Annotated in this window: 14 protein-coding genes and 1 pseudogene; 4 read left to right on the forward strand and 11 right to left on the reverse strand. The window is 65.5% G+C overall.

Annotated elements, in window-relative coordinates; all coding sequences use genetic code 11:
* Nucleotides 1-7 precede the first annotated feature (7 nt).
* Both OXF11_08670 and OXF11_08675 read left to right on the forward strand, forming a co-directional pair.
* Complete coding sequence (locus OXF11_08670; protein MCY4487172.1) at nucleotides 8-883, forward strand: HlyD family secretion protein; 876 nt, start codon at nucleotides 8-10, stop codon at nucleotides 881-883.
* An 18-nt stretch (nucleotides 884-901) separates the two neighbouring features.
* Entirely contained in the window at nucleotides 902-2503 is a 1602-nt protein-coding gene (locus OXF11_08675; GenBank protein ID MCY4487173.1) for a DHA2 family efflux MFS transporter permease subunit, read from the forward strand.
* 12 nt (nucleotides 2504-2515) lie between these two features.
* On the opposite strand, the gene OXF11_08680 is transcribed toward OXF11_08675, so the two are convergent.
* The 7 genes and pseudogenes from OXF11_08680 to OXF11_08710 form a co-directional block, all read right to left on the reverse strand.
* Nucleotides 2516-2659 carry a hypothetical protein gene (locus tag OXF11_08680; protein ID MCY4487174.1) on the reverse strand — a complete coding sequence of 48 codons (144 nt, stop codon included), beginning with the start codon at nucleotides 2657-2659 and terminating at the stop codon, nucleotides 2516-2518.
* 2 nt (nucleotides 2660-2661) lie between these two features.
* A complete protein-coding gene (locus OXF11_08685; protein MCY4487175.1) occupies nucleotides 2662-4659 on the reverse strand; it encodes a VIT and VWA domain-containing protein in 1998 nt (665 codons plus the stop codon).
* Between the two features lie 290 nt (nucleotides 4660-4949).
* On the reverse strand, nucleotides 4950-5420 hold the full coding sequence (locus OXF11_08690) for a hypothetical protein (protein MCY4487176.1): 471 nt from the start codon (nucleotides 5418-5420) through the stop codon (nucleotides 4950-4952).
* Nucleotides 5417-5905: a hypothetical protein gene (locus OXF11_08695; protein MCY4487177.1), complete on the reverse strand. Its 489-nt coding sequence runs from the start codon at nucleotides 5903-5905 to the stop codon at nucleotides 5417-5419. Before OXF11_08695 ends, OXF11_08690 begins: the two co-directional genes overlap by 4 nt.
* A gap of 38 nt (nucleotides 5906-5943) precedes the next feature.
* Entirely contained in the window at nucleotides 5944-6525 is a 582-nt protein-coding gene (locus tag OXF11_08700; protein ID MCY4487178.1) for a sigma-70 family RNA polymerase sigma factor, read from the reverse strand.
* Between the two features lie 51 nt (nucleotides 6526-6576).
* Complete coding sequence (locus OXF11_08705; protein MCY4487179.1) at nucleotides 6577-6999, reverse strand: DCC1-like thiol-disulfide oxidoreductase family protein; 423 nt, start codon at nucleotides 6997-6999, stop codon at nucleotides 6577-6579.
* Between the two features lie 203 nt (nucleotides 7000-7202).
* Nucleotides 7203-7484 (reverse strand): annotated as a pseudogene (locus OXF11_08710) (helix-turn-helix transcriptional regulator).
* A 246-nt stretch (nucleotides 7485-7730) separates the two neighbouring features.
* Between OXF11_08710 and OXF11_08715 the strand changes: the two are divergent.
* Nucleotides 7731-8366: a hypothetical protein gene (locus tag OXF11_08715; protein MCY4487180.1), complete on the forward strand. Its 636-nt coding sequence runs from the start codon at nucleotides 7731-7733 to the stop codon at nucleotides 8364-8366.
* A gap of 83 nt (nucleotides 8367-8449) precedes the next feature.
* Here the strand turns inward: OXF11_08715 and OXF11_08720 are convergent, their stop codons facing one another.
* A complete protein-coding gene (locus tag OXF11_08720) occupies nucleotides 8450-8782 on the reverse strand; it encodes a cupin domain-containing protein (GenBank protein MCY4487181.1) in 333 nt (110 codons plus the stop codon).
* 76 nt (nucleotides 8783-8858) lie between these two features.
* On the opposite strand from OXF11_08720, the gene OXF11_08725 reads away from it, so the two are divergent.
* On the forward strand, nucleotides 8859-10094 hold the full coding sequence (locus OXF11_08725) for an MFS transporter (protein MCY4487182.1): 1236 nt from the start codon (nucleotides 8859-8861) through the stop codon (nucleotides 10092-10094).
* An 18-nt stretch (nucleotides 10095-10112) separates the two neighbouring features.
* Here OXF11_08725 and OXF11_08730 read toward each other — a convergent pair whose 3' ends face one another.
* The 3 genes from OXF11_08730 to OXF11_08740 form a co-directional block, all read right to left on the reverse strand.
* The gene (locus tag OXF11_08730) at nucleotides 10113-10934 is read right to left on the reverse strand and encodes a fatty acid desaturase (GenBank protein ID MCY4487183.1); all 822 of its coding nucleotides are present in this window, start codon (nucleotides 10932-10934) and stop codon (nucleotides 10113-10115) included.
* Nucleotides 10935-11026: 92 nt separating this feature from the next.
* On the reverse strand, nucleotides 11027-12478 hold the full coding sequence (locus OXF11_08735; GenBank protein MCY4487184.1) for an ATP-binding cassette domain-containing protein: 1452 nt from the start codon (nucleotides 12476-12478) through the stop codon (nucleotides 11027-11029).
* Nucleotides 12479-12484: 6 nt separating this feature from the next.
* Nucleotides 12485-12817, reverse strand: a 333-nt coding sequence (locus tag OXF11_08740) for a hypothetical protein (protein ID MCY4487185.1), incomplete at its 5' end; no start/stop codon positions are given.

Below are 12817 nucleotides of genomic sequence, written 5' to 3' on the forward strand. Positions count from 1 at the left end.
GAGGAACATGGCTGCAACCGAATCGAGCAAGAAGAGATGGCTCGCGTGGACCGCGATCGCGATGTTGCTGATCGTGGCCGGGGTGGGCGGTTGGATATGGTCGTCGCTGGGCTACATCACCACCGACGACGCCCGGGTCAAGGCCGACATCGTCACCATCAGCACGGAGGTGCCCGGCCGCATCGGCGCGCTGCACAAGGACGAGGGTGACGCGGTCAAGCCCGGCGAGGTCATGGTGGAGCTCGACACGCGCGGGATACGCATCCGTATCGAGCAGCACAAGGCGGCGGTGGACTACGCCCGCGGCCAGTTGGTGCAGGCGGAGCGGGAGCTGAGCCACGCGGGCGACGCGCAACAGCGCCAGATCCGGGAAGCCGCCATGCTGGCCAGGAAGGCGCGCGTGCGCGAGGCCGAGGCGGCCTTGCAGGAGCTTGGGTTCCGGCTCGGGTTGATGACGCTGCGCAGTCCGGTGCAGGGCCTGGTGGTAAAGAAGAACGCGCACCGGGGCGAGTTCGTGCAGCCGGGCCAGCCCGTGTTCATGGTGGTGGACTCCAGCCGCTACTGGGTGGAAGCGAACGTGGACGAGACGCAGATCCGCTTCGTCAAGCCGGGCAGCACGGCCACAGTCCGGCTGGATTCGTATCCGGGCGTCCAGTTCGACGGGGAGGTCACGGACGTGGGCGGCGCCACCACCTCGGAGTTCTCGCTTTTCTCGCCGCAAAAGCTCACCGGGGTGTTCATCAAGTCCACGCAGAAACTGCCGGTCAAGATCGCGGTGAAGGACACCGACGGCACTCTCCGCGTCGGCATGCTCGCGGTGGTGCGGATCGAGAAGCCCGAAGGCCGCCAGGAAGGGCTGCACGCCGGTGGTACAGGCCAGTAACGGCGAGCCCGCCACGCCATGACCCCCGAGCCTCCGGCCCAGGTCTACGATCCCGCCCGGAAGTGGCCCATCACCATCACCCTCTCCCTGGGGATGATCAGCGTCGGGCTAGGCATCACCGGCGTCGACACCGCCATCCCGGCGATGATGTCGTCCCTGGGCACCTCGCTGCACCGGATCCAGTGGGTGCTGATCGCGTTCATGATCACCCGCACGGTGCTGATTCCGTGCGTGGGCTGGCTGGGGCAGCGCATCGGCGACCGCAACCTGTTCATCCTGAGCGCCGCTGTGTTCGGCGCGGGCTCGTTCCTGTGCTCCATGGCCTGGGACGTCAATTCGCTTATCTTCTTCCGCATCATCCAGGGCGTGGGGGTGGGGCCGCTCATCGGCGTGTCCATGTCCATCATGTACGAGGCCTTCCCGCGCAACGAACGCGGGCTGGCCATGGGGCTCTTCATGACCGGCTGGTCGCTGGGGCCGTTCTTCGGACCCCCGGCGGGCGGCTACCTGGCCCAGTACATTAGCTGGCGGACCATCTTCTACCTGCCCCTGCCGACCCTGATCCTGGCCGTCATGGCGGCCATCCTCATCCTTCCCCAGCGTTCCTCATCCCACAAGCCCTCCGCCTTCGACCTGCTCGGTTTCCTCACTCTCACCGGCGGGCTGGTGACCATGCTCCTGGGCCTCACCCAGGGTCAGACCGAGGGCTGGACCCACCCCCGGATCCTGTCGCTGTTCGGAAGCGCCGTGCTGCTCATCGCGGTTTTCATCATCGCCGAGCTCAAGGCCGAGCACCCCTACGTCCAGATCCGCTACTTCAAGGACCTCAACTTCAGCATCTCCAGCACGATCGTGCTGGTACGGGTCATGGGCTTCCGCGGCACCAGCTTCATCCTGAACCTGTTCCTGCAGAAGGCGCTCTTCTACCCGCCTCTCCAGGCCGGCATCTTCATGCTTCCCGCCGCCATCGCCGTGGGCATCGTGTCACCGTTCGCCGGCATGCTGTCGGACCGGTTCGGGCCCAAGATCCTGCTGGTGACCGGGCTCGTGCTGCTGACCGTCACGCTGTTCGGCCTCGCCAACATCACCATCTGGACCGGCGCGGCCGTGATCTACTTCCTCGTGATCCTCAAGAGCATCGGCCAGTCCACCATCAACGCGCCGCTCAACTCCATCGCCCTTGGCGCGCTCCCCGAGGGTGAGTCGCGCATGGGCAGCGGCATCCTGGGCCTCGCCCGCGGCCTCGGCGAAGCCTTCGGCATCGCCACCCTGAGCTTCCTCCTGGAACGCCACATCTTCTACAAGGTCGAGGCCATCACCCCGGGCCTGGGCGCCCGCCTCGGCGAGAGCCTGCAGGCCGACGTCATGCTCCAGCTCCGCGCCCTGCTCCAACACGCCGGCCAGTTCGGCATCGCCCTGGACCAACGCGCCGAGTCCCTGCTGGGATTCAGCCTGCTGACGGAGGGCGTGACCCTCGCCTACCACCAACTCTTCATCCTGATCGGCCTCATGTACCTGGGCCTGGTGGGGATGGTGTGGTTCTTGAAGATACGGAGGCGGCAGGAGCGACCCGCGGCGGTGGCGGGGACGGCGGAAGCGGCGGGGACGAGAACCACCTGACAACGAACGCCGCTACAGCAACTCCTTGCCGACCGGCTTGGCGTCAATCCAGGTACGATCCTCGGACCCAGGGGTCTCGTTCTCGTCGCACTGCGCTAGAAGCTCATCAAGGGAGTAGCAGGGACGAGCCCTGGGCTCATCAGTCAAGCGTTCCATAGTTATCGCCCCTCCTTCACCGTACGTTCCTCCTTGACCGTCGTAGTATAACGCACCCCCCGCGGCACCGGCACCGCCTGATGCACGGTAGTGCCGTGCTTTCCTTCGGTGCGCCCACTCGCGTCCACCGCGACGAAGGCCGTGTAGTCGGACATGAGGCCGTACTCCAGTGCGGTCTTCTTGATGGCGCCGGCCAGCTCGTTGTGGGGGTCGTGGGTCCAGGCTTGGCGGTCGGCGAGGTCGGCGAGGCGAAGGCGCGCCCAGATGTTGGGGATGAAGGCGTGCGCGTTCTCTCCGTCGGCCTGGGACACCATGTATTCGACGCGCTGTCCGCCGGCGCGGCCTCGCACGACGGGCTTGCTTGGCTCGCCCGTGAACTTGCCGGTGACCACCACGGCGCGGCCGACGAAGACATCGGGCAGCCGTTTCGGGTAGGTGTCGGTCACCTTCATCGTTCCCCAGTCGATCTCAACGTCCGAGAGCACCGGGCGGCTGATGCGGTTGAAGAAGTAGCGCATGACTTCCGCGCCGGCATCGTCCAGGGCCAGGTAGGCGGCGGCGCCGCGCCCTACCTTGGCCATGCGGTTCAGGAGATAGCGGTTGACCGAGTCGCCCACGCCGAAGCTGAAGATTCTCGACTCCCGGATGGACTTGTGGATCGCGTCCAGTATCTCGGCCTCGTTGCCGATGTAGCCGTCGGTCAGGAAGGTCACGAAGCGCAGCCGCCGGGGGTCGTGGGGGAAATTCAGAGCGGCGCGGATGCCTTCGATCATCTCCGTGCCGCCGCTGCCGTCGAGTTGCCGGACGTAACGTTTCGCCCGGGCGACGTTCTCCGGCGTGGCGGGAACGGGGTTCGGCCCGAACTGACTGGCGTTGTTGGAGAAGCGGATGACCTGGAAGGTGTCTCCGGGTTTGAGCATGTCCAAGGCCGCGAGAATGGCCGCCTTGGCCTGGGCGATGGGCTCGCCCCGCATGGAGCCGGAGCAGTCCAGCACGAACACCATCTCCATGGGATGCCGCGGCGCGGAGTCGAGATCTTCGGGCGGATACAACACCATGGTGAAGTAACCCTGCCCCTTCTTGGGGTCCACGTAGGTCAGGAGGTTCGTCTTGACGCGCCCGCCCGCCACCTTGAACTTGAGGACGAAGTCCCGGTTGGGGATCGTCGCCTGGTCGGCGAGCTTGATGGTGGCGGCATGGGGGGCCGCGCGGGTCTGATCGATGCGGTGGTTCGACTCCATGGCCTCGATGGCGACGCCGGCATCGAGCTTCACCGTGATGCCGATGTCGTGGCCCGATCGTTCCTCGGGGCGCAGATAGCGCACGCCCGCTCCGGTGGATACGGGTTGAACGTGTGAGCGCGGCAGCGCGTGCACGGGGTCCTTGGAGCCGGGCGGGTTGTAGCGCGGACCGACCACGGTGGGGAGCACGAACGTGTACCAGCCGTCGCGGTAGGCCAGCGAGTGGAAGTAGCGGATGTTCACGTCGATGCGCTTGCCGGGCTCGATGTTGGCCACCTTCTGCTCGAAGATGTTGGGGCGGTGCTGGGTCAGAAGGCTCGCCTGGTAGCCTTGCGCGCGCGCCTCCCGATAGATGGCCTCGGCCTCCTCCTTTTCTCTCAGGATGCCGCGTATGCGGCGTTCGCCGATGGTCATGACGAACTCGCTCACCGCCGCCTTCTCGGGCAGTGGGAACATGTAGACCGCCTCGATCTTCTCGTCGAAGGGGTTCGCAAACTGTTGGGTGACGTCCACCGTGCCGACGTAGCCGGTGATCGCCGCGTGCACCTCGGTGTGCTTGAGAGGAAGCGGGACCTCCGCCTCGTGCTTGTCGCCGGAGGGTCGGGTAGCCACAAGCGCCCCCGAGCCCGGTTGGCCCGGCTCCGCCGGGGTTGGATCGGCATCGGCCGGCCGACGCGGCACGATGATCCACAGCTCTTCATCCGCGTCCAGAGTCCGCACCGGCGCCGTCACGACGTCGAAGAACGCTGATTGAGCCATCAGCGGCGCAAGTGCGCTTCCACCTCCCCCTCTCCCTTTCCTGAAAGAGCGCGGCCTCAAGGATTGCGCAATGGGCGAGCTGGTACTGTCGGCCCCGCGTTCGAATGCAGGCCCGGCTGCCGGCGGAGACGGGACACCGGAAACCTGCCCGGTGGCGTCCTCGGGGGAGGCCAGCCCCGAGGGGACGCCACCCGGCTCGGAGTCCGGCGGCCCGGGGGCGCATGCCGCCACCACCAGCAGCACGCACAGGGCGGCCACGGTTTTCCATGCATTGGCGATTCCTTGCTGTTTCATTTGCGCTTTCTCCCTGACTGGATGTCGAGATGAATGGCGGCGGGTACGGGCTTGCCCTCGGCGTTGCCGGCCGTGACCAGTCTCAGAACGTAATCGGGTCCGGAGTCGCCGGTGAGGCGAACGTGAACGGTCGCGATGCGAACCCTGCCCACCGGCAGTTCGTTGCCGGGCCGCAAGGTGAAATCCGCGACGATGATGCGGTCGGCGCGCCCGTCGTTGACAGCCTTGCGATCGTAGTAGGGGGCCTTCGGGAATGCCGGACTGTCCCCGTTTTCGACCCCCACCACGCGCATCCGGCCGCCGGCTTCGGACAACTCGAACTGCCATGCCGCCACGGGCTCGGCGGTTTCCAGGTGGACGTCGAGCGCCGCGAAACGGACCGTCGTCTCTTCCGCGAACGACCAGCCGGGCAAAGCGGCCGCGCAAAAGACGAAGCAAAGTAGAATATTCAAGCGCCAGCGGCTCATAGCTTCTCCGCGGAACCTTCCAACGCAACGATGCTCATGGCCAGGGCGTCGACCTTCGCCCGAGCGGCTGGCGCCTGGTCGCCGCGCGCCATCCGGGCCAGAGCAAAGGCGTCGAGAATGTCTACGGCGCCGGAGCCGTCGATGTCGTCGGGTATGCTGGCGACCGTAGCGACCCGGAGGTCGGCGGGTCCCACCGGGGTGTACGTTCGCCAAAGAAGGACCCCCACCAGGAGGCTCGCAGCCAGGCTTCCGGCCATGGCCCAACGAAACCCGGCCGGGCGCGCGCGCCGCGGCCGGTCGGCGAAGTGATCCTTGGCCGCCTCGGCGATATGTCGGTCTGCCTCCGGCGACATGACCGCCACCGTCCTGTCGAGGCGGGCGAGCCCCTGGATCAAATCCTCGGGCAGGTCGATCTCTTCCTCGGCGGACGGCACGCCGCGTCCCGGTTGCGTGGGCAAGATCCTTGTGTCGTCGTCGCGTTCCATGGTTCCACCCGGTTAAGCGCACGACACGGGCAAAAGGTTCACGCTTTGCCGAAATCCTTGATCTCGGGGCTTTCCCGCAGTTCCCTCACCGCAAGGTGGAGCCGGGACTTGACTGTGCCGAGGGGTATGGAAAGGGTGTCCGCGATGTCCTGCAGCGACATGTCGTCGACGAAGCGCAGGAACAGCACCTCCCGGCGCTCGGCGGGCAGGCGGGCCACGGCCGCCGACAACCGCGCCGGGTCCCGCTCCGCCGGATCGGTGCCGCCGGGCGCCGGCAACCGATCCGGATCGAACTCCTCGGAGTCGTCCAGGCGGGCGCGTTGGCGCAGGGAGGAGAGGGTCAGGTTCTTGGCCACCGGATAGAGCAACGACCGGAGCTGCGCCGTCAGCACCAGCCCTTCGCCCGTGGGGGGAAACTTCTTGAGCAGGTAGAGAAACGTCTCCTGCAGCACGTCGACGGCCGCGTCCGGGTCGGCGCCGAACCGCAGGGCCACCCGAGTGACGTAGTCGCGGTGCCGCCGGTACAGCGTTTCAAAGGCCTGCACCGCCTCATCGCGGTGGCCGCGGTTGCATAGCTCCACCAGCTCCCTGTCGCTGCGTCGGTCCAACGCCTGTGCCATGGAGCGTCCAGTATAGGGCTTCCCTGATGGCGGGGAAATTCCGTCTCGCCGTCACTTGTGGAAACCGGACCTGCCCGAAATCCAGAGGGTCGCTTGACGAAGCCGGCGGAACCACGGGTAGAAAAAACGCGCCCGTTCGGCACTGGAACCCACCCATCGCGTCAGCAGGTTGACCCAACCGGGTTCGGTGGCCAAGGTGCCCAGCACCTCCATGGCCTCGGCTCCCTGGTAACGCCGGCCCTCCAACATGAGGATCATGCCGTCCTCGAGGTCGCAGCCAACCCCCCGCAACTCATCCACGAGTTCAGGGGCGTTCCTTCCGTCGATGAACTGCAGCCGTCTCCCGTCGGGAGTCCGGAAGCGGGACTTCCTCGCATACGTCCGGCAGTAGACGCATTCGCCGTCGTAAAGGACGAAGTCGTTCTGTGAGGATTTTGCGACAGGCTCTTCACGCACGGGGTTTAACGCAGTCACTCATTCTCCTTACAAATCCACCTCCCACCGCACATCGAGACCATGTTGGCACCACGAACTCTGTTTGAATTGGCTCATTTCGACAACGCCCGCAGAACTTGGCGGTCATCGTGCATGATCTCATCGGCCAATGCGACTTGGCGGCCCGTTTCCGGCTCATCGAGTGCAACGCTGACCCTGCCAGCCCGCTTGCGAATTGTCTGGCGAATGACGATCTCCACATCACGCCCCAGGGCCGTCAACAAACGAAAAAGGCGCTCCATGGAATACTCACGAAAATCTCCTCGCAGAAGCCGTGAAACATCGGGTTGGGCCAATCCAAGCAATCTCGCCGCCTCGACCTGTTTGAGGCCACGCCGGCGAATAATCTCTTCAATGCGACTGACGAGTTTCGCCTTCAAGAGGTGCGCGTCCGCCTCAGGGTGCCCGAGATCACTGAACACGTTGCCGCTACTCCGTTCAATCCTGGTCTCTTTCCTATCCATTGCGTTATCCTTCGCCATCGTAGGTTTGGCTATAGTGTCGTTCCGCCGCCTTCAACCTGCGTTTGATCAAATCGATTTCCGACTTGGGCGTCTCCGCACCCCGTTGTCCTCCCTACTTGAGCCAACCCATTCGACAGGCTTCAGCGTCGTACCGGCCATACAACAATATAGTGGATTCACTATATTTGCGCAAGGCGCAACTGATCGCGGGTTGACCGCCCTTCCGAGTCAGCCTATGATTTTTGGATGTGGACGCGAAAATACTCCCGCCAAGGCGCCTTGATCGCCGGGGCAGCCGCGGGTGTCACGGGCCTCTCGTGGCTGGCCTGTTCGCGGGCGACGCTGCTGGACTACCCCTTTTCCGGCCCCGCCGCCGACCGTTCGCTCGGACTCGCTCCGCCGCTCGCCTGCACGCGTGCCATACCCGAACTGACCGAGGGGCCGTTCTACACGCCCGGGACGCCGCTTCGGGCCGATCTGCGGGAGCCGGACACGGGCGGCCGACCGCTCGTGGTGCAGGGCCTGGTGCTCTCGCCGGACTGCCGTCCCATCGCGGGCGCCGTGGTGGACATCTGGCACGCCGACGAGAACGGCCGCTACGACAATTCGGGCTTCCGGTATCGCGGCCATCAATACACCGACGCCGCCGGGGCGTTTCGCTTCGAGACCGTCCGGCCCGTGCGTTATACGGGGCGTACGCCGCATATCCACGTCAAGGTCCAGGGGCCGTCCACGCGCCTGCTCACCACCCAGCTCTACTTTCCCGACGTGCCCGACGAAAACGCCGGCGACAGCATCTTTCACGACGACCTGCTGATGGACCTGAGGCGCACCCCACAAGGGTGGCTCGGGCGCTTCGACTTCGTGCTCGCACCGGCCTGATGCCGGCCGCCGGCGCAACGAACTGAGCGCGCGGCCCCGGACCACGGACTCCCGGTTCGGCGGTCTCGTGTCCCGGCCGCCGACTACCTCACGTAACGAAACTCCAGCGTGGTGCAACCTTCCTCGGTCCGGTAGGGACCATGCTTCATTCCCGGGGGACGGCAGGCGTACATCCCCTTCTTCAGAAGCCGGTCCCCATCCCACTGGCTCCCCTCCACGATGTACACTTCCTCCCAGAAATCGTGGACGAAGGTCTCCGTGCTCGCGCCGCCGGGATCCACCTTGAGAAGGCGGGTGACGAACCCGATCTCCGGGTCCTCGGTCAGGATCTTTTGGTAATGACCTGGTGGCGCGCCCTCCACCGGCACCCAGGGCAGGTCATCCACCGGAAAGAACTCGAGCTCTGGCTTGGGCATGGCCGAACCTCCTTCATTCATTCTTCATTCATACGCCTTGTTTCCATGCACTGACGGCTATCCTATCATACGACGCATGGGGCGCGGCACGAGGGAAAAATTCATCATCGCCGTCTTCTGCCTGGCGCAATCCCTGGCCCAGATCGGCGCCATGGCCTTCGCGGCGTTGCTGCCGGCCTTCTTCGCGGAATGGTCCCTCAGCCACGCGGAGGCGGGCTGGCTTTCCGGCATCATGTTCGGCGCCTACGCCGCCGCGGTGCCGATCCTGCTGCCGCTGACGGACCGTGTCGACCCGCGCGGGGTCTACATGTGCGCGGTTTCCACCACCATGCTGTCCCATCTCGGCATGGCCTTCCTCGCGGACGGGTTCTGGACCGCCCTCGTCTTTCGCGCGCTCAACGGCGTCGGCTGGGCCGGCACCTACATGGTGGGGCTCAAGGCGTTGTCCGACCAGGTGGAGGGGCCGGCGCAATCGCGCGCCGTGGCCATTCACGGCGTCAGCACGGGTGTCAGCAGCTCCTTCTCCTTCCTCATCGCCGGCGCGGTGACGGCGCACTTCGGCTGGCAGGCCGCGTTCATGGTCGGGGCCGGCGGAGCTTTCGGGGCGGCGCTTGTGGCCCTGACCCTGTTCCCGGCAAGTCCGAGGAAGGAGCGGCCGGCCTCCGCGGCGCGGCTCCTGGACTTCAAGCCGGTGCTCCGCAACGCCTCGGTCATGGCCTATGCGCTGGGCTACTGCGTGCACACCTGGGAGATGTTCGTCGTCCGTTCCTGGATGGTGACTTTTCTGACCTTTGCGGCGGCACAAGGGGACGGTGCGCCGAATCTCCTGGTTCCGACCATGGTGGCGACGCTGGCGGGACTGCTGGGGACGGCCTCCAGCTTTCTTGGCAACGAGATGGCGCGTCGCCTGGGGCGCCGGCGCTGGATCCTGCTCGTATTCGCCGTATCCATGGCGCTGGCGCTGGTGGTGGGCTTCACGGCGGGGGTGGGCTACGGCACGGCGGCCTTCGTCAGTCTCCTCTACAACGCGGCGATCTATGCGGACTCCTCGTCACTCACCGCCGGTACGGTCGGCAACGCCGACCCCGAGAGACGCGGTGCCGCGCTGGCCGTGCACGCGATGCTGGGATACGGCGGCGGCTTCGTGGGACCGCTGGCCATGGGCCTGATCCTGCACGTGCTCGGCGGCGAAAGCGTGCTCAACTGGGGCATCGCCTTCGGCCACATCGCCGTCGTGCTGCTGGTGGGGCCGCTGGCCATCCGCACCCTCAAACCGCATGACCTGCCCGGCGACCGGCCCCGCACGGACTAGTGGGGTGTCTTCACCCGGTCAGGAAAATCGGCGCAAGGAACTGGTGAGCCCTACGAGGGAAAGACTGTAGATGAGCCACTTGGACGGATCGAAGTTATACCACTGGCGGCCGTTCCGGTAATCACTCTGATACCTGTGGTGATAGTTGTGGTACCCCTCTCCAAAGGTGATGAGCGAAACCCACCAACTGTCACGACTTGAGTCGGATGCTCCGTGAGGTTGGGCGCCCCACAGGTGGCAGATGGAATTGATGCAGAACGTGGAGTTCAGGACGAAAAAGGTCCGCCCGACTCCGGCGAGCAAGAAACATCCCAGGCCCCCGAACCAGCCGTCGTACAAGAAGCCCACCACGAACGGCAGCGCCAAGCCGGACAGGACAATCGGGATGTAGTAACGATGTTGCCACATCACCACGGCATCCTGCTGCAACTTGCGGGCAAACTTGTCGTCTCTGTAGGGATCGTCCCAGAACAGCCAACCGCAATGACTGTGCCAGAATCCTAGTTGAGCACTGTAAGGATCTTCTTCCTGGTCGCACCGGGCGTGATGGCGTATATGATCCGCCGTCCAGCTAAGGCCCGAGTTTTGCAGGGCCCATCCTCCCGCGACCAGGAAAGAGCCTTTGACCCAATCGGGGCAAGCAAAACTCCGATGAGCCAGCAAGCGGTGGTACCCTACGGTGATGCCCAGTCCCGTGATGACGTAGAGCACCACGAACATGGCCCAATCGACCCAGGAATAGCCGTAGAAATACGCGTAGGCCGGCAATCCGACGACCGCTCCGCCCACGACACTGGAGAACAACGTAAGGTTCAAACGATTAAGGGTTCGCGTCTGCATTCAATACTTCCTCTTCCTTTCTCTCCCGTTCAAGCTACCACAAGTCCCCGCATAGTTCACGTCAACCGACGACTCCTGACGCGATTTTTCTTCTACCCGCCGTCCACGATGCTGCCGCGCTCGATGACGAAGGTCCGGTCGAGGAGCCTGGCGATGTGGACGTCGTTGGACTCGGCCACCAGCACGGAGGCTCCCTCCTTCTTGAGGTCGTCGAGAATCTCCACCATCCGCTGGGCAAAGATAGGGGCGATGCCTTCGCCGGGCTCGTCCAGCAGCAGCAGCCGGGTGCCGCACATCAGAGCGCGGGCGAAGGCGACGAACTTCTGCTGGCCGCCCGAGAGACTCGTCGCGCCCCGGCGGCGGAACTCCTCGACCTCGGGCATGAGGCCGTAGATCCACCGGAGCCGCTCCCGCGCGTTGTCCGCTCGGGTGGCCCAGACGGGCAGCAGGATGTTCTCCTCGGCGGTCAACTCGGGCACGAGCCGGCGGTCCTCGGGCATGAAGCCGATGCCCAGGTGGGCCCGGCGATGGGCCGGGGTCGCGGCCAGGTCGACGTCGCCGAGCCGTACCGTGCCCCGCTGAATCGACAGCGCGCCCATGACCGCGCGCATGAAGGTGGTCTTGCCCGCGCCGTTGCGGCCGATGAGGCCGCACATGGAGCCCGACGGAACGCTGAGATGGACCCCGCGCAGGATCGGCGTGGCGCCGATGCTCACGTCGAGGCCGCCGACGGCCAAGGTATCCTCCCCGGATGAGGTCCGCCCTGACGCCGGCGGCGGTGCTGCCGCGCCCGCGTCATGACTCCGGCCGAGCACATACTCGCGCACGCCATCGTCCCGCATTGCCTGCGCGGTGGGAGCGTCGCAGATGATCTCGCCCTGATAGAAGGCGAGCACGCGGTCCACGTAGCGCTCGACGATCTCCATGTCGTGCTCGATGAAAAGCACGGTGGTGCGCTCCTCCTTCAGCGCCTGCATGAGGATGTCCATGATCGCGAACTTCTCCTCGGCGCTGATGCCGCTGGTGGGCTCGTCCAGCATGAGCAGCTTGGGCTTGCGCACCGTGGCCATGGCGATGTCCAGGAGCTTGCGTATGCCCTGGGGCAGCGCGGAGCCGATGGCGTCCCGGTACTCCGCGATCTGGTAACGCGCCAGGTGGGCTTCCACCCGCGCCGCCCGCTCTTCCTCCATGAGCGGCATCAGCAGGCTCGCCCCGTCCTCCTCGGCCACGCCGAAGGCCATCATCAGGTTGTCGAAGACGGTCTCCGACAGGAAGACCTGGGGTACCTGAAACGAGCGGCAAAGGCCGAGGCGCGTGATGGCCCGCACCGAGAGGCCGAGAATGCTGCGGCCCATGAACTCCACGGTGCCGCCGCCGGGCGGGAGATGGCCGGTGACGAGGTTGACGAACGTGGTCTTGCCGGCCCCGTTGGCGCCGATGACCCCGATGGTCTCCCCCTCCTCCACCACGACGTTGATGTCATGGGCGGCCACCACGGCGCCGAAGGACTTCTCGAGATCGTGGACTTCCAGGACGGCGGACATGGCCGGCTATGCCTCTTCCTCTTTCGGACGGAGCCGGTCGGCAGACCCCGCCCCTGCCCTGCTCCGCCCTCGATCCACCAGCGACCACAAGCCGTTGGGCAGGAACATGATGATGGCGAGCAGCGTTCCGCCCATGATCAACTGCCAGATTCCCGGGAACTGGTCGAAGGCGTAGGTGCGGATGAGCTCGTACATCAGCGCGCCGATGAAGGGCGCGACGACGTTGCCGGTGCCGCTCAGGATGGCGATGAAGACGAAGTCCCCGGACACCGGCCAGTACACCATGGAGTCCGGGTCCACGTGGCCGATGGTGAGCACGGCGATGGCGCCGCCGAAACC

The organism is Deltaproteobacteria bacterium, assembly GCA_026712905.1.
Classification (GTDB): Bacteria; Desulfobacterota; Binatia; order UBA9968; family JAJDTQ01; genus JAJDTQ01.